This is a genomic window from Candidatus Poribacteria bacterium, from assembly GCA_016866785.1.
GTDB lineage: Bacteria > Poribacteria > WGA-4E.
Genome location: VGLH01000064.1, coordinates 1 through 23,254 on the forward strand (window position 1 = coordinate 1; position 23,254 = coordinate 23,254).

At 64.0% G+C, this 23,254-nt stretch carries 17 protein-coding genes; 7 read left to right on the forward strand and 10 right to left on the reverse strand.

The features are described from left to right. The 6 genes from FJZ36_10670 to FJZ36_10695 all read left to right on the forward strand — a co-directional run. Positions 1 to 809 (forward strand): TolC family protein (locus tag FJZ36_10670; protein MBM3215364.1); only part of this gene is annotated, 809 nt, incomplete at its 5' end. A gap of 25 nt (positions 810 to 834) precedes the next feature. Then, positions 835 to 2,142, forward strand: coding sequence for an efflux RND transporter periplasmic adaptor subunit (locus FJZ36_10675; protein MBM3215365.1), 1,308 nt, complete (start codon positions 835 to 837; stop codon positions 2,140 to 2,142). 52 nt (positions 2,143 to 2,194) lie between these two features. Beyond that, positions 2,195 to 6,163, forward strand: a complete 3,969-nt coding sequence (locus FJZ36_10680; GenBank protein ID MBM3215366.1) for a CusA/CzcA family heavy metal efflux RND transporter — start codon at positions 2,195 to 2,197, stop codon at positions 6,161 to 6,163. Positions 6,164 to 6,243: 80 nt separating this feature from the next. Then, positions 6,244 to 6,750, forward strand: coding sequence for a hypothetical protein (locus FJZ36_10685; protein ID MBM3215367.1), 507 nt, complete (start codon positions 6,244 to 6,246; stop codon positions 6,748 to 6,750). A gap of 47 nt (positions 6,751 to 6,797) precedes the next feature. Beyond that, complete coding sequence (locus FJZ36_10690; protein ID MBM3215368.1) at positions 6,798 to 7,505, forward strand: hypothetical protein; 708 nt, start codon at positions 6,798 to 6,800, stop codon at positions 7,503 to 7,505. Positions 7,506 to 7,532: 27 nt separating this feature from the next. Then, on the forward strand, positions 7,533 to 8,522 hold the full coding sequence (locus FJZ36_10695; protein MBM3215369.1) for a hypothetical protein: 990 nt from the start codon (positions 7,533 to 7,535) through the stop codon (positions 8,520 to 8,522). 10 nt (positions 8,523 to 8,532) lie between these two features. On the opposite strand, the gene FJZ36_10700 is transcribed toward FJZ36_10695, so the two are convergent. From FJZ36_10700 to FJZ36_10720, 5 genes are all read right to left on the reverse strand, one after another. Further along, the gene (locus FJZ36_10700) at positions 8,533 to 9,723 is read right to left on the reverse strand and encodes a VCBS repeat-containing protein (protein ID MBM3215370.1); all 1,191 of its coding nucleotides are present in this window, start codon (positions 9,721 to 9,723) and stop codon (positions 8,533 to 8,535) included. 24 nt (positions 9,724 to 9,747) lie between these two features. After that, positions 9,748 to 10,167 carry a YjbQ family protein gene (locus FJZ36_10705; GenBank protein MBM3215371.1) on the reverse strand — a complete coding sequence of 140 codons (420 nt, stop codon included), beginning with the start codon at positions 10,165 to 10,167 and terminating at the stop codon, positions 9,748 to 9,750. 13 nt (positions 10,168 to 10,180) lie between these two features. Further along, positions 10,181 to 11,098 carry a hypothetical protein gene (locus FJZ36_10710; GenBank protein ID MBM3215372.1) on the reverse strand — a complete coding sequence of 306 codons (918 nt, stop codon included), beginning with the start codon at positions 11,096 to 11,098 and terminating at the stop codon, positions 10,181 to 10,183. An 87-nt stretch (positions 11,099 to 11,185) separates the two neighbouring features. After that, positions 11,186 to 14,407, reverse strand: coding sequence for a hypothetical protein (locus tag FJZ36_10715; protein ID MBM3215373.1), 3,222 nt, complete (start codon positions 14,405 to 14,407; stop codon positions 11,186 to 11,188). Further along, positions 14,382 to 15,380 carry an L-glyceraldehyde 3-phosphate reductase gene (locus tag FJZ36_10720; protein ID MBM3215374.1) on the reverse strand — a complete coding sequence of 333 codons (999 nt, stop codon included), beginning with the start codon at positions 15,378 to 15,380 and terminating at the stop codon, positions 14,382 to 14,384. The genes FJZ36_10715 and FJZ36_10720 overlap by 26 nt, the downstream gene beginning before the upstream one ends. 176 nt (positions 15,381 to 15,556) lie before the next feature. Between FJZ36_10720 and FJZ36_10725 the strand changes: the two genes are divergently transcribed. Next, positions 15,557 to 15,847 (forward strand): hypothetical protein, encoded by a 291-nt coding sequence (locus tag FJZ36_10725; protein MBM3215375.1) that lies wholly within the window; start codon positions 15,557 to 15,559, stop codon positions 15,845 to 15,847. 385 nt (positions 15,848 to 16,232) lie between these two features. Here FJZ36_10725 and FJZ36_10730 read toward each other — a convergent pair whose 3' ends face one another. The 5 genes from FJZ36_10730 to FJZ36_10750 form a co-directional block, all read right to left on the reverse strand. Then, entirely contained in the window at positions 16,233 to 17,981 is a 1,749-nt protein-coding gene (locus FJZ36_10730; protein MBM3215376.1) for a hypothetical protein, read from the reverse strand. Positions 17,982 to 18,017: 36 nt separating this feature from the next. Then, on the reverse strand, positions 18,018 to 19,949 hold the full coding sequence (locus FJZ36_10735; GenBank protein ID MBM3215377.1) for a hypothetical protein: 1,932 nt from the start codon (positions 19,947 to 19,949) through the stop codon (positions 18,018 to 18,020). Positions 19,950 to 20,027: 78 nt separating this feature from the next. Beyond that, a complete protein-coding gene (locus tag FJZ36_10740) occupies positions 20,028 to 21,443 on the reverse strand; it encodes a hypothetical protein (protein MBM3215378.1) in 1,416 nt (471 codons plus the stop codon). A gap of 14 nt (positions 21,444 to 21,457) precedes the next feature. After that, positions 21,458 to 22,465 (reverse strand): prepilin-type N-terminal cleavage/methylation domain-containing protein, encoded by a 1,008-nt coding sequence (locus FJZ36_10745; protein MBM3215379.1) that lies wholly within the window; start codon positions 22,463 to 22,465, stop codon positions 21,458 to 21,460. Between the two features lie 7 nt (positions 22,466 to 22,472). Further along, positions 22,473 to 22,919 (reverse strand): prepilin-type N-terminal cleavage/methylation domain-containing protein, encoded by a 447-nt coding sequence (locus FJZ36_10750; protein MBM3215380.1) that lies wholly within the window; start codon positions 22,917 to 22,919, stop codon positions 22,473 to 22,475. Positions 22,920 to 23,254 lie beyond the last annotated feature (335 nt).

The following is a 23,254-nucleotide window of genomic DNA, read 5'->3' on the forward strand; positions in this document are numbered from 1 at the left end:
ACGCCCGGAACACCGAGCGCGTGCGCGAGCTGCTAGCCGCCGTGCGCGAGCGGTACGGGACTGGACGGGCAGAGCTATCCGACGTCCTGGACCTCCAGAACGAGTTGGCGATCCGCGTCAACAACGAGTCCTCCTTCCGCGACGAGCGGCGCGGTGCGGAGATTCGGCTGAACCTGCTGCGAGACATGTCGGCGAGCGCGCCGGTTCCGCCGCCGAGGCTGCTGGACACCGGCTTGCCAGAGGTCACGCAGAGCGCCGACGCGTTGACCGTCTTGGCTCTGGAGGAGCGGCCGGAGATTCGCCAAGCCGAAGCGGCGACTCGACAGAGCTCCACGGCGCTTCGCCTGGCGAACGCGCAGTATCGACCGGACTTCATGGTCATGCTCGACCGGCAGCCCGGCATTGCGCCGGAACGAGGCTTCGACGCGATGGTGACCATCAACCTGCCGTTTCTGTTCCGCAAGAAGTACGACTTCGGCATCGTCGAGGCTCGGGCTCAGCAAGAAGCCGCCGAGGAGAGCCGCGACGCCGTCGAGCTTGCCATCGCCGGTGAGGTGGAGACGGCGCTGATCCGCATCAAGTCGTCCAAGCGGACGAGCGAACTGTACCGCGATGTTCTGGTTCCACAGGCTGAGGACGCCTACGAAGCGGCGATCACTGGGTACCTCGCCGGAACCGTCGACTTCGTCCGGCTGGTGGACGCTCTCGTGAACGTCGAGGAAATGAGGCTGACCTATTTCAGCTCGGTCACGAGCTATCTGAAGGCTATCGCGGAGCTGGAAAAAGCCACTGCCTCCGACCTGTGGTAGCAACGCGCGAGACCGGAGACACAAGATGACTCGCACGAGATGGATTGCTCTCATCGTGGCGGCGCTCGTCATCGGCGGGGCGGCAGCCGCGTGGGTCACCATGGGGCGCGGCGGCAACACCACCACTGACGAATGGGTACCTGACGCGTCGGCGGAGGCTGAGGCGGACGATACGGGGGAGTGGATTCCCGACGCTGGTGACGATGACACGACGGCGATGGAGGCAGTCGCCCAGCCCACCAGCGGGGAAGCCGAGTTGCTGCGGGGCGTTCCGGTCGATCTGACGCCGGAGTTGGTGCAGGTTCTCGGCGTCCGCACCGCCACCGTGGAGCGCCGCAAGCTAACCAAGGACATCCGCGCCGTCGGGAGGTTCGACTACAACGAGGAGACGCTCGCGGTCGTCACGTCGCGCGTATCGGGACGCGTCGAGCGACTTGGAGTGAGCTTCACCGGAGCCCGCGTCCGAAAGGGAGACGAACTCCTCTCGATCTACAGCCCGGAGCTCGTGTCCGCGCAACGTGAGTATCTGATCGCGCTGCGGGGCAGTCGGCGTCCTCAGACCGTGCCGTCGTCGTTGGCTGCCGAGCTGGGAGACGCTCGCCAGGCACTGCTCGAGAGCAGCCGCCAGCGCCTCGAGCTGTGGGGTTTGACCCCGGCTCAGATCGCCCGAATCGAGACGGACGGCGTCGCGACCTACCTCCCCATCTACGCGCCCATGTCAGGAACCGTGATCCAGAAGAACGTGCTCGAGGGAGCCTACGTGGGCGAGGGCACTCCGTTGTTCACAATCGCCGATCTGTCATCCGTGTGGCTTTACGCGGACATCTATGAGTCCGACGTCTCATGGGTGAAGACGGGACAGCCGATGGAGGTGCATGTCGCCGCGTTGACGGAGCGACGAACTCTCACCGGACGGATCGCCTTCATCGACCCGTTCGTCGATCCACGGCTGAGGACGACGCGAGTTCGGGCTGTGTTCCGCAACACGGACAACTCGCTCAGACCCGGCATGTACGCGCACGTGAACGTCAAAACGCCTCTTGGCAACGTGCTCGCGATACCGGAGAGCGCGGTCATCTTCTCCGGCAAACGGAACTTCGTCGTCGTCAGCGACGGCAAAGGGAGGTTTCAGCCTCGACAGGTCGAGGTCGAAGCGCTGGCGAGTGGCTACTATGCGGCTCTCCGTGGAGTCAGCGAGGGCGACACGGTCGTGACCGCCGCCAACTTCCTGATCGACTCCGAGAGCAACCTGCGGATCGCAATCGAGAAGATGGGCTCGCAGAACGGCGATATGCCACAGGCGACCGGCGCGCCGCAGTCGCACGCACACTAGAACCGGCAATAGGAACCGAGGCCGACTCGGAGCACGCGAAGGTTCGCAAGTTATGGAACGGTTCATCGAGCTCTGTATACGGAACCGGTTCTTCGTGATCCTCGTCATGGCGATGGTCGTCGGGTGGGGGGTGTGGTCGGTCGTCACGACGCCTGTGGACGCCATCCCCGACCTGTCAGACGTTCAGGTCATCATCGCCAGCGAATGGATGGGACAGAGCCCCCAGGAGATCGAGGACCAGGTCACGTACCCGATCAGCACCGCCATGCTCGGCGTGCCGAAGGTCAAGACCGTTCGCGGATTCTCGTTCTTCAACTCGTCGTTCGTGTACGTCATTTTCGAAGACGGCACCGACCTCTATTGGGCACGCAGCCGCGTGCTCGAATACCTGAACGCCCTGACTGGCGGGCTGCCACCCGGTGTCAAGACGACACTGGGACCAGATGGTACCGGAGTCGGGTGGGTGTTCCAGTACACGGTCGAGGGTATGAACCACAGCTTGGCGGACCTCCGCGCCATTCAGGACTGGTACATCCGCTACCAGCTCCTCAGCATCCCGGGCGTATCCGAGATCGCGAGCGTCGGTGGGTTCCGCCGCCAGTACCAGGTGGATATCGACCCGGATCGCCTGCTCGCGTACGACATCACCATCCAGCAGATCGCGGGAGCCGTCCGACGGAGCAATCAGCAGGTCGGCGCCAGCATGCTCGAGGTTGCGGAGAAGGAGTTCATGATCCGCGGTCTCGGCTATCTCGCCGGGCTCGACGACATTCGCGATACGGTGATCGCGACCAGCGCCAGCGGCACTCCCGTCCGAGTCGGCGATGTCGCGCACGTGCACGAAGGTCCCGAAATGCGGCGCGGCATCGCGGAACGCGACGGGACCGGCGAAGTCGTCAGCGGCGTCGTCGTCATGCGGCAGGGCGAGAACGCTCGCGAGGTGATCCGGCAGGTGAAGCGCAAGATCGCCGAGATCGAGCCCGGACTGCCCGAAGGCGTCCGGATCAACACGATCTACGACCGATCGTCCCTCATCGAACGCGCCATCGAGACCCTCAAATCCACGCTCATCAAGGAGAGCATCGCGGTTGCCGTTGTCATCGCGATCTTCCTGTGGCACGCGCAGAGCTCGCTCGTCGCCATCATCACGCTACCCGTCGGCGTTCTTGTCTCCTTCATCGTGATGCGGATGCAGGGCTTGAATGCGAATATCATGTCACTCGGAGGCATCGCAGTCGCCATCGGCGAGATGGTGGACGCCGCCATCGTCATGGTCGAGAACGTCCACAAGACCCTCGAGCACGACCGTGCAGAGGGTCGCGAGCGAAACCGGTGGGAAGTCGTATCCGAATCGTCGAAGCAGGTCGGGCCCTCGCTTTTCTTCTCGCTGATCATCATCGCGGTCTCGTTCATGCCCGTTATCACGCTGCAGGCGCAGGAGGGCCGCCTGTTCCGGCCACTGGCATTCACCAAGACGTATGCCATGGTAGCTGGCGCAATCCTCGCGATCGCGCTCGTGCCTGTGCTGATGGGCTACCTCATCCGTGGCAAGGTCGTCGACGAGGAACGCAACCCGATCAACCGCGCTCTCATCGCCGTCTACAAGCCCGTGATCCTGCCCATCCTGCGGTGGCGCTGGGTCGTCATCGTTCTGGCTGTCGCGCTCGTGGCGATCACCTTGATCCCGCTGCGCCAGCTCGGGTCGGAGTTCATGCCTCCCCTCTACGAAGGCGATCTGCTCTACATGCCGAGCTCCGCCCCCGCCATCTCGGCGACAGAAGCCCGGAAGCTGGTCCAGGTGCAGGACCGAATCCTCAAGTCGTTCCCGGAGGTGAAGACGACGCTGGGCAAGATGGGCAGAGCCGAGACAGCGACTGACCCCGCGCCCTTGGACATGATGGAGACCGTTGTCGTCCTTAAGCCGCGCGACCAGTGGCGACCCGGCATGACGCCCGAGAAGCTCATCGAGGAGATGGACACCAGACTCCGATGGCCCGGCGTGCGGAACATGTGGACGATGCCCATCAAGAACCGAGTCGATATGCTCGCGACGGGCATCAAGACGCCGGTCGGCATCAAGATCCGAGGTGCCAACCTCCAGCAGATCTCCGACGTGGCGCTCCAGGTCGAGCGGGCGCTGCGAGGCGTGCCAGACACGCGCAACGTCTACGCGGAGCGGCTGATGGGCGGCAACTACATCGACTTCGAAATCCACCGCGATGCCATCGCCCGGTACGGACTCACGGTCGCGGACGTCCAGGGCTCCATTGAGACGGCACTGGGCGGCATGCCGATCACGACGACCGTCGAAGGTAGGAACCGCTTCACCGTCAATGTGCGGTACGCCCGCGAGTTGCGCGACGACATCCAGTCGTTGAGCCGCGTCCTGATTCCGCTGCCCTCAATGGGCGGCCTGGGCTCTGCCAGCGGATCGATGGCAGGCGGCGGCATGGCGGGGATGGGCGGCGCGGAGATGGACGGCATGGGCGGCATTGGGATGGGCGGAAGCTCGGTGCAGACACCATACGTGTCTCCGCTTCCGATGCCGGCTTACGCGGCTTCGGGCATCCCGCTGAGTTCCTCAGGCTCGATGGGTATGGTGTCGGGCATGGGCGGCATGTCCGGAGGAATGGGCGGCATGGGCGGGTCGATGGCAGGAGGCATGTCGGACATGGACGGCTCGACGGTGTTCATGTCCGGCATGGCTGCCGGCATGGGCGGTGTTCCTGTCAGCGGCCTGCTGAGTCCCATATCGGGCTCCGCGACCCCGATGCCGACGGTGGCGCAGCCTACGGCGAACATCGTGCAGATTCCGCTGGGAGAGCTGGCGACGATCCACGTTCGGCAGGGTCCGATGGCGATCAACAGCGAATCGGGTTTGCTCCAGTCTGTCGTCTTCGTCGACGTGTCGACGAAGGACATCGGCGGATACGTCCGAAGGGCTCAGCAGGCACTCGCGCAGAGCGTGACGCTTCCCGCAGGCGTCTACCTGAAGTGGAGCGGCCAGTTCGAGTACATGGCGCGGGCGCAGCAGCGGCTGAAGGTCATCGTGCCAGTGACCATCGCCGTCATCTTCGTCCTGCTCTATCTCAACTTCAAGGCGATGTCCGAGGTACTTGTCGTCATGCTGTCGCTGCCGTTTGCTGTGGTCGGCGGCGTTTGGCTCATGTACCTGTACCGGTTCAACATGAGCGTCGCCGCGGCCGTCGGGTTCATCGCCCTGGCGGGCGTTGCCGTGCAAACGGCGATCATTATGCTGTTGTTCCTCGACATCTCCTACCACAAGGCGGTGGCGTCCGGCGTCCCGCTCACCAAGGCGCGTCTCTATGAGTCCATCGTCGAGGGCGCTGCGATGCGCGTGCGCCCAAAGACGATGACAGCCGCCACCACGATCTTCGGGCTAGCGCCCATTTTCTGGGAGGAGGGGGCGGGGTCCGAAGTGATGCGTCGCATGGCGGCTCCAATGGTGGGCGGACTCGTCTCGTCGCTCGTGCTGACGCTCATCGTGATTCCCGCCATCTACGCTGTTTGGCGGGGCTGGGGCTTGGAGCAGGGCGAGTTCACTCAGACAGTCGCGAAACCGACGCGCGGTCGGCGTCGATTCGGGCTCATCGCGGCGGCTGTCATCGTGGCGCTCGTCCTCGCTGGAGCCATCGCCTACAACCGTCTCGGTGCGGGGGAAGGCTCCGGGCAGCTCATCCACAGCGAGTCCATCGACGGGATGAACGTCGAAGTGAGCGCTCCGAAGCTGAGACACGGCAAGGACACCGAGTTCTGGGTCAGGATCACGGATCCGCAAGGGGCTCCGATCACCGACGCTGGAGTGAGCATGGAGGTCTACATGGCGGCGATGCCCAGCATGGGCATGCCGGAGATGCGTGGGGGCGCTGACGCCCAGTACGTCAAGGACCGATATGCGGCGAAAATCGACGTCGAGATGGGAGGGGCTTGGGAGTTCCGGTTGACGGTTCGGCGCGGCGACGAGGTATCGAGAGCCGTGTTCCCGATCGTCCTGCCGTGAGGGTGGGCGGTTGGGTCGGAGTCGTGGTGCGAAGGGACGGTGCTTCGTAGAGAGCGCGGTATCAGAGAAAGGACCGAACGATGCTGCGGCGTAGCGTGGTCGTACTGACTGGCTTTGCGGGAGTCGTGGTGGTGGCAACGTGGCTTGGATGCGGTAGTTCCGTCGACGTGCCGACCGATGCCGTGGACCGTGATCTCGCCAGCACGGCTCCCGGGAACGTCGCCGTACAGGACGGCGGACACGACGCGATGGCTGGAGCCGGCAACGACGACATGCGCGGGGTCCACGCGGAACCCGAAAACGGCGGAGGCATGGGCGAAGCGGCAGACGACATGGCATCTCACCATGCCGACGAGCCAACCGGTCGGGTTGGCGGCGGTGTGATGGGAGGAATGATGGACAACATGATGCGCGGCGGAGCGATGCACGCCGGCATGATGAGCGATGGGAACGACGAGATGATGGATGGATCGATGGGAGCCGGTGAGGGAGACGATGATGCCCCCAACGGAGAGGCACAAGGAGGGGCGAAGGAGGGCGCGGACGATGATGCCGATCACGAAGCGCATCATCCGGATCGCGCATAACCTAGGGGCGGCGCACCGGCCGCCCCAAGTTACCTAGGAGGCATGGAGTGGCTACGACATCCACAGAACGTTGGTCGAGACATGCAGTCGCGGTGGCACTGGCGCTCGCGCTCGGTTCAGCCGCTGGGGTCCACGCGGCGGAGAAGATGCAGATCTGCGCCTACGACGGGTCCGCCATGGTCGAAAGCCATATGAAGGCGAAGATGACTATGAAGGGCAAGACGCTCTACTTCTGCACGGAAGCCGAGCACGACCGCTTCATGGCGAGCCCGGCTGCCTACATGCGCATCGTCGCCGGCAAGAAGTACACCGTGCAGCTCAACTTCCTCACCAAAGACGAGTACCACGCCGCGATGGCGAGCATGGACATGCTCGAGATGATGAAGCCGGTGCTCGCCAAGGTACCCAGCGATGCGGACTCCTGGACGCACTACCTGATCGTGACGGTCCTCGACAGCAAGACCGGGGAGAAGGTCACCGACCTGAAGCCGGGGAGCGTGCATATCGCTCTGTCGAAGCCCGGCGCGAAGTCGGCTGCCATGGAGTCGATGGCCGAACCGATGATGAAGTATGTAATGACCGGCGTCGATCTGAGCCCGGTCGGCGCGTACAAGGGTTCGATCAAACTCAACTTCGGGCTGATGAGTCGCGAAACGCTGGACTTCACTTACGACGTGAAGCCGGCTCAGAAGCCCGCCGCACCCATGGCGAAACCGAGCTCCGGAGGAGGCGCTTCGCACGACCACTCCCACTAGCGCGGACGCAACGAGAAGGGATTGACCATGCGACAAGAACGACGAAGCCTCGGTCGCGTCCTGATGACCGGCTTAGGGATCGTCGTCGGAGCTGGGCTGCTCGCCTCGGCAGCAGCCCAGCCGAACGAGAAGTCGGTGGACGAGCAGTGGCTGTCCAAGCCGCCCCAAGTCTTCGCCGTGCCGACCGCTCGTCCGATCCCGGCTTACGACCTCGGGCTCTCCAGCTACTCGACGTTCGCCACGGACTCGCACCAGATTCGAACGACGGGCATCTTCGGGCTCGCCGGGCTCGCGCAGATCGAGGCGACGAACATCCGCGTCGTGGCGGACCTCGCGCGGGAAGCCCGGACCATTGAGAACATCCCGGCGGCGGGCGTCAAGGTGTTCATCCCGGTCAGCAGGCTCACGCGCATCCTGCCGGATGTCGCGGCATCCGCTTGGCGGACCTTCCCGGCGACGGAGCGGCGCGAGACCTCGTACCGTCAGGAAACCGGCGACGTGTACCTGGTCGGAAGCTGGAACCTGTTCGGGTCGCCCGGCAAGACCAGCGGCTGGCGTGGCATCGACATCCACGCTGGAGCCAACCTGTCCGGCGCGAGGATTCGTCGTGCATCCGACCCCACGATGGATGCTGGCGAGGGCGAGGCGGACCAATCGATGGAGCCCACCGACACGACCGATGGGGACCATGCAGCGATGCCGGCTCCCGAAGCCCTGGCAAGCGGCGCGACGACCGTCTCGAACGAGTGGATGCCGTTCGGCGGAGTCGAGCTCTGGCTCACGCGCCGGGTGGCGCTCTTGGGAGAGCTGAAGTGGACGCCGTCAGTCGTCAAAGCCGACGGCATGGTGGAGTCGGTCTGGAGTGCGCGATCTGGGGTGCGCGTCTTCTTCGCGCCCTATCTGTCCGCCGACGTGGGAGTCCAGTACCAGGAGGACTTCGACACGGTGGCAGACACGAACCTGGAGGCGCGCATCAGCCTGCTCGTGCCGGTTCATCAGTTGCTGCGACGGCGATAGGAACGGAACCTCAGCGCCGGGGCGTGCGGTTCAACCAGAGGTCGAGGCGCGGCGTGTTCCAGCAGTAGGGCTTGGCGGCGATGTCCGGCTTCCCGTCGCCGTCGAAGTCGCCGACTTTGCCCTCGTGGACGCCTCTTTCTCGCGCGAGCTCGGTGGGCGTGAAGTTCCCGGTTCCGTCACCGAGGAACACCCACATGGTCGCGTCGGGATTCTGGTTCGCGCCGGGCTGGAGCTCCCGCATTTCCCCGGCGAAGATGTCGAGGGCTCCATCACCATCGAAGTCGGCAATCGCAAGGCTGTGCGTGTGGTAGACGTCGTCGTCGAGGAGCTCGTGCGCGACCCATGAGCTCGTCCGACGTGGATCGCCCTGAAAGGAGTACCAGCGGAGCCTGCCCACAACATCGCTCGGGCCCATCACGACTTCGAGTCGACCGTCGCCGTTCAGATCAGCCACCGCGATGCGCGGGATCGTCTGGCTCTCATCGATGACGCACGGCTCGAAGTCGTCTCCGCCCAGGTGCCTGAACCACTTGCCAGCGGCAAGGAGTTCATCCTTGCCGTCGCCGTCGATGTCGCCCTTGGCGAGCCCTTCTCCCTCCCCTCGGTAGATAGCGACGCGCTCCCAGTCCTCAGCGCGCGGATCGGCGGGGATGCGCGCCATGAATAGCGCCTTCTCGCGCTGGTTCCAGAAGACGAGTTCAGGCTTGCCATCGCCGTCGAAGTCTCCGAACAACTGATCGTGGTGCTGGTTCGCCCCGTCTCCCTTGATGACATGGCGCTTCCACGGCACGTTCGGATCGAAGTTCGGAGATGGGTTCTCCCACCAGAAGAGGCGGTTCCCGGTCCAGTCCTCGCCGAAGACGATGTCCAGATCGCCGTCGCCGTCGATGTCACAGAACGCCCCGCCTGCTTCGATAGGGATCGACTCCGGCTCGATGACGTAGCGCATGTAACCGTTGCGAGCCTTGCGGATCATCGTCAGCGCGGGAGCCGCCTTGCGGCAGCCGATGATGATTTCGTCCACGCCGTCGCCGTCAACATCCAGTATGAGGCACGATGTCTGCTCGACCGGTCCTGCGACGGGCAGATGTCCGAGGCTACTCGTCAGCACATCCCACTGCAAGGCGGCTTCTGCGCGTCGCGCCGACAGCGCCAGCAGAGCGAGAGACGCCGCCCCTACCCATAGTGCGATGTACACCACGGCGACTCTCCTTCGCTGAGTCTGCTACTCTCCGAGTAGATGGAGGACGACCTTGCGCTCGTTGGGAGCGCCTCGATGCTCGAACAGGAACACCGCCTGCCACGTGCCGAGGGAGGGCTTGCCGCCCATCACCGGAATCGACAGGTGCGTTTGAGTCAACGCCGCGCGGATGTGCGCAGGCATGTCGTCGACGCCTTCGTAGGTATGGCGGTACAGTCGGTTGTCCTGTGGCACGAGACGGCTGAAGAAGTCGTTCAGGTCGCGTGTGACCTCGTGATCCGCGTTCTCTTGAATCAGGAGCGACGCCGACGTGTGGCGGATGTAGACGGTCAGCAAGCCTCTGTCGATACCCTGGCGGGCGACCCACTCGACGACCGATGCCGTGAGGTCGTACAGCCCCTGACCGTTCGTCGGGAATCCGAGCTCCTCGATGCGCTGTTGCATGGCGATGTGTGCCCTAGGATGTTCGCGAAGACGATCCATCGTCCGCGTAGTAACTGCCGAAGAACTCGGCGAGTGAACCATCGAAAACGGCGCGCTTGAGTCTGGTGTAGGTCCGCTGGTCGCCAATCGAGTAGTAGAGGAGCGTTCTGCCGCCGAACTCCACGATATCTGGGTCCGACGTATTTATGTCCTCACCTTCCTCCGGCGCGATGACGGGGTTCCGCCGTGACGGTTCCCAGACGTGTAGGTCGCGCGACCGAGTGACGTACGTCTCGAACCACCAACTCGGTTTCCTGTGCTCCAGGTAGAGCATGTAGAACCATCCGTCCACGTACCGGAGCGCCGGACACGCCGCATAGCGGTCGGGCGCGAAGACCACGCCCTCTTCGCGAACCCACGCCAGTAGATCGGACGAGCGCGCGAACTTGATGCTGAAAGGAACGCGCTTCCGGTCGTCCGTCTCGTACGCCATGACGAAGCCGTCGGGAACGGCGCACACCGACGAGTTGAACAGATGTTCGTCGCCATCCTGTTCGACGACCACGTGCGACTGCCACGAGATCAGGTCGCGGGATCGAAAGCAGGTCACGTCGTTCCATGAGCCATCGCCGTGCCTCGATGCGTAGACGTACATCGTCTCGCCGTGGGCGAAGGCGCACGCCAGGCTGTAGCCACGACCGAAGCTCGCAAGCGTCTCGCCAGTCTCGACACCGCGGAATGTGATGTAGTGGTCCGAGGCGTCGCCTCCGGAGGCTGGACGGATGCACTCCATCAGCAGGAGCCGCCCCTGCCACACGACGGGCGTGCACTCGCACACGTCTGAGATGAAGCCCGGTTCCTTGATGAGCGTGGGCAGAGCCTTCCCTTCCCTCTGGGATCGATCACGGCGCGCGCCAAGGGCACAGACAGGGCAGAGCCGTCCGCCTGCCATCATACCGGAAAGGCGTCGGGCACGAAACAGCGCCGCGACTTCACGCCGCGGCGCCGGCTCTCCTTGCCTGCGATCACGAGTCTATGCCTATTCGGGCTGAGCCGCCGTAGGCACCGGCACGATGCTCGACGTCTTGGCGTTTCCGCGCGGCGGCGTTGAGGGCTGCACCGTCGTTACCTTGGCGGTCTGACTAGGTTTGGGTATGAGCTGTCCAGGCAGCAAGCTCGTGCCCTGCGTGTCCCCGAACCGCTCTTGCTGGAGGTCTTCCAGCTTGATGCGGTCTTCCTCGTTTTGGATATCGACGATGTGGGGGCTGATGATGATGACGACCTCGGAATCCTGCGTCACGTCCTCGGTTCGCGAGAAAAGCCTGCCGATGAGCGGCAAGTCGCCCAGGATCGGGACTTTGTCCGTCACCTTCTGCGATTTCTGCTTTTTCAACCCGCCGATGACAATCTGCTGACCATCTTCGGCGTCGATGTAGGTCTGGATCGAGCTCTCCTCCGTCACGGGCGCGTTGAAGCTCGTGAACTCGAGGAAGTTGCTCGCGTTGACCTGCTCGATCTCCAGTCCGATGGTCCGGCGTCCCGACTCGTTCGCAACGCGCCTGGCGATGTGGGGCGTGATCGTGATATTGATTCCGATGTTTTCCAGGAACGCGAAGTCGAATATCTGGCTGCTGACGAAGTCGGATGTTCGGGCGCTCTGGAGATACGGGATGTCACGCCCACTCGTGAAGATCGCCTGCTGGTTGTCCCGGACCTGCAGGGACGGACGCGACAGAGTCCTCACCTTGTTCTCGCGCATCAGCGTGTGGAGAAACGCGAGGTACTCCTTCGTCGCCAAGCTCAGGCTGAACCCGGAGACTTCCGCATCGAGGTTCACGTCCGACTCGAACGTGCCTGTCAGCGGGTTCTTGCCCGGTGCGCGCCCCTTTCCGAACGCGTCCGCGCCGAACAGACGCCTTTCGGTCAGCGCCAGCTCCATGCCCAGCTTAGTCGAGTCGTCAAGCGTGGCTTCGAGAATCGTGATGTCCAGCCAGACCTGCCCACGGACGATGTCAAGCTGCTTCAGGATGCCCTCGACGTCCTTCATGTACCGCGACCGAGTGGTCACAACGAGCGAGTTCGTCTGATTGTCAGCGAACAGCCGGACCTTGCCTGTCAGGCTGTTGATGTCGTTCTGCTCCGGCTGAAAGTTCCGCGATGCCAGCCGCGCGAAGTTGAAGAACCCTCCTCCGCCTCCGCCGCCTTGCTCCGACCACAGGTCGGTCAGGAGAGCCTCGAGGTCTTCCGCGCTCGCGTATTCCAGATTGAACACGCGAGTCACCTCGCGCTGTTCTGGAGGCGTCGGCACGTCGAGGTCCTTGATGAACGCCTCGATCAGCTCGAAGTTCCTCGCCGTCGCAGTCGAGATGATCACGGCGTTGATCGTCGGGTATTCCTGCGCGAGGACGTTGCCTGCCAGCGATCCCTGGGTCTGGTTACGCCGGTTCGACTGACCTTGCAGGAAGAAGAAGAACCCCCCGCCTCCCTGGTTCCGGCTGGACGAGCCCTGGTACACGCTGTTGATGATGTTCGAGACGTTCTCACTGTCGGCGTACTGTAGCGGGAAGATACGCGTGCCCCACTCCTGCTCGGGCAGGCTTACGTCGAGCCTATCGACCAGCTCATTGAGCACAGCGATGTTCGCGGCGCTGGTTGCAGCGACGACAGCGTTCAGACGGTCATCCGAGCTCAGTTGAACCTGACCCCGAAGCCCGTATGTGCCTTCCTTTTGCTCTTGGTCGCGTCGGAATTCCTGGAACCACCACGGTCGGTTGTCCTGCTGCTGCTGCCCCTGGATCAGCGTGTTGATCGTCGTCACCACCGACGAGGCGATGGCGTGCTTGAGGAAGTAGAGCTTGATCTCTTCTTCCGGCTGATCCTGCTGATCGATCTCCTCTACGAGCTTGTCCAGGATCGTGAAGTTGCGCGGATCCGTTGACACGATGATTCCATTAAGGCGGGCGTCTGCAGTGACGCGTACTTCGCCGACGATGCCCTGAAGACTGCTGCCCTGCTGTTGCTGCTGCCACTCCCACGGTGGGCGGAACCGGTTCTGCTGGTTCCGGTTCCGACTGCTGCCGCTCGTGCTCGAACCCTGCAGGATCTGCTGCAGGTTGTCCGCGACATCTTCGGCGTCGGCGTACTTGAGCCGGTACACGCGGAACTCGGTTTGAAGCGCCGGAGACACGTCGATCTGCGTGATGAGCGCCTCAATGATCGCGATGTTCTCCTCCGACGCTTTGATGATAAGCTGGTTCGCATCGCGGTTCGCCGATATCTGGATGCGCCCTCGGATCAGATCGACGCCTGTCGACTTCGCCATGTCGATCAGCTTCTGCGACTCGGCAGAATCGCGGGAGCCAGCGGCTTTTCGGACGATGTTCGACGCCTGCGCCTCGTCCCGGAAGAGCTCGTTCAGGGCCCTGGCGATGCTCTCGGCGTCTCCGTTCCGGATCTGGATCACTTTGACCTTGAGCCCGCCGTCTGGGCCCGAATCCATCGACTTGAGCACCTGCGCGATGCGACGGATGTTCGATGCCACGTCGGTGACGACGATGGAGTTGGACGAGGCGTCGCCGAACAAGATGCCAGCGTCGGAGACCATCGGCTTCAGGCGGTCGCCTAACTGGCTGGCGTCCAGGTTCACGAGCGGGATCACCTGCGTGATGACGGCGTCCGTATCGGGGATCTGTTCCGGGTCCGCGCCGACGTTGACCGGCACCTTCATCTTCGCCGCCTTCTGGACGGTCGTGATGATGATGGTCGAGTCGCTGCGGATGGTCGTCAGTCCGAACTGCATCAACCCCGATTTGATCCGCTCGATGGCTTCGTCGACGGTCACATTGCGCAGATTCACAAGCGACAGTCGCTTGTTCTGAATGTCTTCCGCGACAGCGATGATCGTCAGGTTGGTCTCGCGGCTGAGGAACCGCAGGAGCTGTTGAACCTCCGCGTTCACGAAGTCGAGGGTGATCCGCGAAGCCTTCTGATCTCTGCCACGCGCTTCGACCGTCATGACGGTATCATCGCCTTGGGCATACGCCGTGCCGCACGCGATCCCCAGCAGCAATGCCGCACAAACCGCAAGCAGACTGAGCGTCGCGCGAGCTCGTCTTGGCGCTGCGCACTGCGGCTCAGCACAGGTCGATTCAAGGCGAGAGAAGGAGTTCATATCGCGGGTTCCATATCTCCATGTGCCGAGCGACGAGCCACTGTTTCCTCGCCGTTGCCGACTGCTACCGTCCTTGCCGAAGCACGGCATCGATCCGACGGAGCTCTTCGTCCGTAAGACGCGGAGCCGTCGCCGCCGCGACGTTTTCGACGATCTGGGCGCTGCTGCTGGCTCCGATCAACACGCTCGTGATGCGGTCGTCGCGCAACTGCCACGTGATCGCCATCTGAGCGACCGTCTGCCCGCGTTCACGAGCGATCTCACGGAGCGAGCGAACACGGTCCCACACTCCTGCCGCCTCCTGCTCCGCGTACCACCGTTGACCGCTCTCGCCGCGACGTCCTTGTCGCGAGTCCGCTGGCAGCCCATCGAGGTAGCGATCCGTCAAGACGCCCTGCGCTAGCGGGCAAAACGGGATGACGCCAGTGCCCGCCGCAGCCGTGTGCGGCAGCAGGTCCGACTCCACGCCGCGCCCCAGCATGTTGTAGTAGGGCTGATGGATCGTGAGAGGCGACCAGTCGTGGCGCTGAATCGTCTCGACGGCGTTCCGGAACTGGGTTCCGCTGTAGTTGCTGACACCGGCGTAGAGCGCCTTCCCCTGTTTCACGACGAGATCGAGCGCTCCCATCGTTTCGTCCAGCGGCGTGCCCGGGTCGGGTCGATGGTGGTAGAAGATATCGACGTAGTCGAGCTGTAGCCGCTTCAGCGACTGGTCGAGGCTCGCGACGAGGTACTTCTTGCTCCCGAAGTCGCCGTAGGGCCCGGGCCACATCCGATAGCCTGCCTTGGACGAGATGATGAGCTCGTCGCGCGGCATCTCCTTGAGAATGCGTCCCGCGACGGTCTCGCTGTTGCCGGGAGGCGGTCCGTAGTTGTTCGCCAGATCGAAGTGCGTGACGCCGTGATCGAACGCCGTGAACATCACCTCGCGGCACACGTCGTCGTTCCCGGCCTCGCCGAGAGATTGCCACAGACCCAGCGACACTGCCGGCAGGTGAAGGCCGCTCGCGCCGCAGCGACGGTAGGACATCGGCTCGTATCGATCCGGTGCGAAGGAACGCATGTCTGTTGGGCTCCCGTCGCGTCTCTACATCGCCTAGTTTGATCGGAAAGGCTGTCCTAGGGTTTAGCCGGTGTCTGCCAAACACGGATCAGCCGCGCGTCGGTCCCCCGCCTCCTGGCGGGAACCCTCCGCCCTCACGGAACCGTTGTCGCATCTGCTCCCGCTCTTCTGGAGACATGTTCTGGAATCGCTGCATCTGCTCGCGGAAGTTCGCGCCGCCGGGTCCACCAGGGCGATTCTGCCCGCCTGCTCCTCTGGCTCCTCCTGGGCTTGGTCCAGCGGGTCCGCCGCCCCCGCCGCGACCCCCGCCCCGGGGTCCACCGTCTCCACCGCCGCCGCTGCCCATCTCGGCTTCCGCCAGCGCGAGATCGTACTTCTGCTTGCCGTCCTCGCTCTCGATCTGGACCTTGCCGATGGCAATGGACTTGACGACGAAGCTCCTCACGCGATCTCCCACTGCGACATAGTGGGTCGCCGGGCCGCCTGACTGTGCGAGAAGCGCTCGATCAGGGCGCGGCTCAGGTGGCGGCGCAGGGGCGAGCGGGGGACCGCCCATCAGTCCACTCCAGAAATCCGCCTCCATGGTCGCTGCCGTCGGCTGTTCCGGTGGCGCAGAGACGACTGTCATCAACAACGTGAACGGAGGTCCATCGGTGGGGGGAGCCCACCCGAGTCGGCGGAACACGTTCTGGTCCTGCACGACGCGGTAGTAGTCGAGTGGCACACGGGAGCCCTGAGCGTTGGCGTCGAAGGCGATGGAAGCGAGCAGGACGGCGGACGCCAAGCCAAGCGAGCGGATGGCTCGTGCGTCGGTGGGCTCCTGTGCGACAAGGGCTCGCAGCAAACGACGTATCATCTCGAAGCTCCGGTCTGGACGTTGGGCAGCAGCACCGACGCCTCGACGTTGAGGCTCACGGACAGCAGCGGTTGATCGGGCTGTTCGACGGTGATCCGCATCCCTGCGACGCGGAACCAGCGAGTGTCGTTCTCGATCTTGTAGGTGAAGGTCACGAGTTGTTCGAGCGGGCACTTGAACAGCAGCGTCGCCTTGTAGAGGTCGGCGTCTGTCGCCTTGGCGTTCTTCTGAACCAGTGTGAACACATTCCAGGCGGTGTCGATCAGCGCCGTGGCGTAGTCACGCGCTGCTGCAGCGTGCGTGCCGAGGGTCGTAGCCGGTGCTGGCGCAGGTTCCCGATCCGACCCCTTCTTGTCGTTGTCTGGGCCCTTCTCTTGGGCGCTCGCCGCCGCTCCGTCACCATCCGTGCCTCCCTTGGCGACGGGAGTACCGCCACCGTTCGCCGATTCCGGGGCACCGGACTTGTCCGGCGTCTTCTCTTCCGCCGGCGTTGGCTTGTCGTCGGTCAGCTTCCCAAGCGCCTCGTCGGTGATCCATGTGATCGGTTCCTTACCGATCTGCTCCAGGATTCGCCTCTGGGCAGCCATGGGGATCGACACGAGCGGAGGGAACGGCGATTCCTCGAAGACGACCGGGTCGTCGCCCTCCTTGGGAAATGTCGCCAACACTCGCTGGACATGCGCACGCAGGAGGCTGGAGGTCACATGCGCCGCCTGAGGCTGCGTCCGAAGCGTTGCCAGCCGTATCTGGACCCTCCGTGTCGGTGAGACGCCGGATTCATCCTGTTCCTTCTCCAGCGCCGCCCGGAGCGCCCGAAGCGCGACCGTATCTCCCTCAGCCGCTTTCAGCAGATCCTCCAGAGCCGAGGACACGGCGGCTTCGTCGTCCTTTGCGGCGGCAGCCTTCAGAGCCCTGATCGACTGTGCGAACGCGCTGGACGATTCGGAGTCCTTCTTGCCGTTGGCAGCAGCGGGTTTTCCGGCTGTCTGGGCAGCGCGTGTCCGACGTGTCTCCCTGGGAGGCTCCACCTTGAGCTGGTCGATCTTCTGGATGCCGCTCTCCGCCGCCATCCGGGAGATCCGCGCGACGATCAGGGGCTCGATCGCATCGGCGTTCTCGTCGAACAACTGCCTCTTGCGCTGGGCAAGGTCCTCCCACGACCGCACGGATCGGTTCTGATAGATGAATGCGGCGGTGCGTTCGTCTACGCCCGCAGTCGTTCGTATCTGCGTTACGGTGGCGAGGCTCAGAGGCTTCTTGCCAGGCGCGTCCTCATCACTGCTGCTCTCCGAGACGTCGGTCGCCTTGACATTCTTCGTTTCGGAGTCTGCATCCCCCGACGCCGACGATTCTTGCTTGGCTTCATCGCTGTCGCCCTTCGGTTTCGCCTCGTCGCCGGACTTCTTGCCTGCCTCATCCTTCGCATCGCCGACGGGTTTCGGTTCGTCGGTCGGCTCATCTGCCGGAACCGTGTAACGCTCCTTCAGCTTGTCGAGGACGCCAGGCGCCAGCGGTCCGCCGGACATCCCGGTGTCGTCTTGGATGACGCGAGCGCCGTCCTCCAAGTCGTCTCCCAATGCTGCCAGCAGGCGCGATTCTGCCAGCTTCGCTCGGAGCTCGACCGTGGCTTGGCGAGCGCCCAGCACGCCAGGCAGTTGGAGGGCGGCGGATGCAATCACGATGACCGCAGCGCCGATCAGTAGGAACTGACTGCTTCGCCCGGACGATGTCTTGAGCCACTTCATGTGGATGCGTTCCCCGGTGACGTTGATCGCGCCATGCTACCGTCCGCCCGTTCCGCGTCCGCCGCCATCCGAGGGCGGAGGACCCACGATGACCTCCACTCGCGGCGATCCGTCACCGCGCTGGATGTTGTCCACCGGTACGGCTTCGTCGGCTTCAATGCCGACCGCTCGCTGACCGCCGCCTTCGAAGGTGGCGCGTTCGACGACCGGTGTTTCCTGCGCGCCCTGTGCTCGGAACCGACCCTGGACCGCCGGAGCGTTCGATGATCCGGCTGGACTGAATCCCGCACCTGGCGGACCTCCAGGACTGAATCCCGGACCGCCGCCAGGGCTCCCTGGCATTCTGGGAGGCGGACCGCCGCGTCCCCCAAGCTGACCTGGACCACCTGGACCGCCGGAACCGCCAGGACCTCCAGGGTCCGGTCCGCTCTGCGCTACGGCTGGAGCCTCGGAGATGGGAGTCCCGACGCGCCGAACGGCGAGCATGTCGGCATCTTCTGCCAGGCGAATTGACACGTTGAGCTGCCGGATCTGGCGACCGTTCTTGTCAACCACGGTGATCTGACCCGGTCGAGCGTCGGTAAACCAGGCAGACTGACCCAATCCCTTGACGGCATTGCTCACGCTGTCGTGCGAACTGGCTTCCAGCGAGAGCGTCACTTTGCCAGACGGTTCGATATTGACGACCGTCACGGCGACGTCCTGCCGATTGGGCAGAACCGCCGTGAGCTCCCGCAGGATGTCCAGCACCGAAAACCGTGGCTTGGCGAGCTCTGCCATCGTCCGCATCGTGTTCAGCGTGCGCTGCGAAGCCAGTCGCTCCGCTTCCAGCTCGCGGATCTGGGCATCGATTTCTGCCAGATCACGCGCCTGCTTGGCGCGGATGCCGTTGCCCGCCAGCAGGATGAGCGCGACGAGCGCCACGACCCCCAGCCCGGCGAAGACCAACCGCCGATTCTGGGCAGCTTGCGCCTTGCGTTCCTTCTCCTCGCCCGGCAGTAGGTTCACACCGAGCTCACCCCGGACCTCCGCCGCTGCGAGCCCGACGGCGACTCCGAATCGCGCCCATCCTCCAGCCGACGTCAGGACTTCGGCGTCCTCGAAACCAGACACGTCCGACCAGATCCGAGCCGGTGCGCGAAGCTCCTCCTCGACGACATGGGTCAGCGGGATGTGCGCCTGGTCCGGGCCCGGAATGGTCGTCGTGGCTCCGCCGCCCCACACCCACACTTCCTCGACGGGGCTTGCGCCGTTGTCGATGAAATCACGTTGGTATGCCTGAACCGTGCGAACCAGCTCGAGTCGGAACCTGGACGAGGCGGCGGTCGCGTCTTCGTGAAACGTCACCGCTCCGACCGGGAAGCTCCGCGAAAACGCGAAGTAGTCGCCGCGCATGATGATCACGTCGGTGTTCGAGCCGCCGACGCTGAGGATCATGACCCGTTTGCTGGTTCCGCTCGACTGCTGATGGAGTCGGGCGAGCGTCGCGATGCCAAACACGGAGGGAGCCACAACGTCTGGACGCAAGCCCGCTTCCCGCACGAGGGCGATCGCCCCATCGACAAGCTGGCGCCTGCCTGCCACGAGCTCTACGGACGTCCCAGCCTCGCTCGCGCGGACATCGTAGTAACTCCATACCGCGGTATCGCCGAAGGGCAGGTCTGCCTGAGCCTGGTTCGACACGACGGCATCGAGCCGCGCGCCGTCCAAGTGTGCTGGAAGCCCGCGCAGTCGCCGAGTCACCACCTGGTGGCGAGGGATGGACAGCAGACAGGGTCCGCGACGCACGCCAGCGGCCGAAAGCGCATGCCTCAGGGCGCGGATGTTCGCATCAGTGCCGCCCGCGCGGGACTCGACGTCCGCGGCTCCCGCGCGAATCACGCGTAGCCCGGACGCACTCGCGGCGACTTCAGCGACCTTGACGCTTGACGTGCCGATGTCTACCGCGACGATTCGCTTTCTTGCCACCGATGAATGGTCCTCCGCTCAGGAGCCCTGGGCTTTGCCGTGTATCCCACGCTATAGACGCCGAGGACAAGGCATTGTTTACTGGTTCGCCCAATATCGCACGCGGACCTGCTCGCCGCTCCGATCCAGCACCGTCATGATTCTGGCGAGCGCTTTCCCGTCGCGCGCGATCCCTGACGCCTGTAGCCGGAACACCTGAGTCCGGTAGGTCACGAAGTTGGCGATCTGCTTGAAGACGTTCTCATCGATCCCCGGCACATCCAGCAAGTCGCCGATGGTCGTGAACGGCTGGGTCTGTTGGGTGCTGGACGTGGTCGCCCCCGTCGTCTTGTCAGACGATGTGCCACGACGGTCAATGATCGCCTGCGCGCGGTTCTCGTCCATACCTGGGAGCAACGCGAGAACCGTCTGGCTTGCCGTGTTGACATTGACGACGCCGGTGAGCGTCTGTCCATCGACGATTGTCGCGCTGTCGATCGCCTGCTTCAGCTCATCGCGCGTAAAGACCCGGGCGTCGCGGATTGCGTCCACATTACTGTAGTTCCCATTCGACTGCCGGTGCCGCACGACGTCTTCAGCAGTACCTTGGTCGAAGCCGTTGACCTGGGCTAGCTGGTTCGCGTCCGCCGAGTTGATGTTGGTCCGGTTCTCCTCGTCCTGCGTGCTGAGCTGGTCCCGGGCTCCGTCGAGAACGCTCTGCGTCACGGCTGGCACGTCCAGCAGGTTGGCGACCGACTGGAACTGCGATCCTTGCCGGTACGCGACGATGGCATCGGCTTCAGCCTGCGATAGGAGCTCGGAGTTGTTTTGACCTCGTAGCCCCTGCCTCAGAGCGTTCGCGTCGGCGCTCGTGATGTTCGTTCGGTTCTGGCCCCCTGCCGACACGTTCTTGTCGGTCGAGTAGACGGTGACCAGATCGATCAGCGGGGTCGTCTCTTGCGCATCCGGGTCGTTCACGCCCAACTGCGTGGAGCCGTAGAGGATGTCCGATGTCATTCCCTCGACCCGCGCCAGGTCGCCAACGGATCGAAACGCGGCTTCATTCCTCGCCTCGATGATCGCAGCCGGCAGCGATTGCTGGGTCTCGGTATCGGCAGATGTCAGCGCCAGCACGCGCTGAAGCATCGCCTCGTCTGCCTTGTTGATGTCGATCCGCGTGTTCTCGTCGGTCACGACCACCTGGTAGGCGAGTGGATCGTTGGCGCGCATCGGGTCCTCGATCTCGCCGTCGAGCTGCTCTGCCCACGTGTCGTCTTCGGCGTCGTAAGACGTGTCATCCTCGGTCAGATTGCGGATGAATGCGGCGATTCCTGAACGAGCGATATATTCCAGTTGGGTACGCTCGACCAGGTTCTGGCTGGAGCGTCTCTCGAGCTGGACGATGTAGATGTACTCAGTCGCCAGGACTGCCAGCACGGCCGCGATCCAGAGCGTCGCGACGAGCGACAAGCCCGCGTCCCTCGGCAACCGTTGTCTGGCTCCATGGACTCGCATCGAACGACTCTCCGTCAGCCGCCAGGCCCGCCTTGTTGAGGCCCGCCCTGTTGGGGTCCGCCTTGCTGTGGACCCCCTCCCTGTTGTCCCTGAGGCTGCTGGCCCTGCTGCTGACCTGGCTGCTGCTGAGCTTGCGGCGTCTGTCCCTGCTGTTGCTGGCCCGTCGCAGCGGTCGTGTTGCTCGTGCCCTCGGGGGGAGGGACGATGTTGAGCACGATGGGCGTTGCAGAACTCCGGGCGAAGGTCTGGCCCTTGCCTGCGCGGTCCTGAACCGTCAGCGTGACGCGTGCCGCCTTGGGAACGCCCTGCTCCTCGGTGTCCCACTGCGTATACCACTCCTCGCCGTCGAAAAACGCGAAGTTCAGCGAACTGGCGTAGGGAGCGACGACATCGACCGTCGCGCCGACTTGCTCCAGCGCCGACAGCATGGAGGTCGGGTCGAGCGTCAACGCTTCGCCGATGCCGTCATCGAGACTCAGAATCGGCGTTGTGATCCGCAGCAGCGCCAAAGGAAGGTCCGTCCCCCTGGACAGCGTCGAGATGGTCGCTTCCGGGTCGTAGCCTAGGACATAGGCCACCCGCACGACATCAGTCGGTGCGGTCTCGGTGTCCTCTTCTGCCGAATCGGTGGATGAGTTCGCTCGCTGACTGGGCGGCAGCGGCGACAACGGCGGGATCACGCCGCTGGCGGCGGCAGTAGTCACCGTCGCGACAAACGTGACGATGTCATAGGACTCGCCCTCTGCTTCGCCCTCCGCGTCCTGGAAGACGAACTGGAGCGCGTCGTCGTCGGCGCCCACCTGCATCGACGCCAAGTCGCGCGTCATCTGGTCCAAGCCGATGCGCAGGCGGTACATCAGGTCCAGTTGCACGGTGTCGCGTTGGTACGAGTTCAGCACATGGACGAACGACGAGTAGGCGACGCTCGAAATGATCGTGAGGATGGCCATGGCGATGAGGAGCTCGATGAGGGTGAACCCGCCATCCGCCAGAATACGCCGGTGTAGACGACGCTCAATCATCTCGCGTCTATCCTGCGGGTCCGCCAGGGGGCGCGCCGCCTCCCGCCTGGGCCCCTTGACCAGTCGTCTCCTGAGTCACCGCCGGGTCCGCCATGTAGGTCCGAACGGCATACTCACGCTGGAGCCCTTGCTCCATCCATGAGATGGTCACGACGACATCGAAGAGACCCTCGACGTCGGTCTCGGTAACGCTCGTCGACCACTGGTACCGCGAGCCCTCTTCGAACTCGCCCGCGTCCTCTCCCGGTTCCGGCACACCGGTCGCCTCGAGCTCAGCCAGCTTGTCGCGGAGCAGATACGCTGCCGTCGTTCGTCCCACCGAGACCGACCGCGACCGGGCGCTGTTCATGAATGCCATCATCACGATGGGCAGCACCAACCCGATGATGGCAAGCGATGCGAGGATCTCGATGAGAGTGTAGCCATCGTCGCGTGGGTCCTCGGGGCTCTTCATCGAGTCGCTCCTGGCTCCAGTCCGAGGCTGGCGAGCTCGTCCTCAGCGAGAACGCGTGTCTCGATGCGTGTCGCGTTCTGCGGCACGTCTACGACGACGACCCGGTTCTCGGAGTTGACGAGGTAGACGCTGGCGGGCTCCGCCGTACCGTCCGGGCGAAATGAGATGTACTCGTAGCCTTCGCCAACGGACGTCACCTCGCCCTCGCGGTCGACATCCACACGGAAGAGCCGTACGCTCGTCGCCAGATCGTGCGGAACCCCCAGCACGCCCGTGACTCGGGGATTCCTGAGCGGACTGGTGGCTGTCGCCGTCTGGGCAGCGGTCTCTTCGGT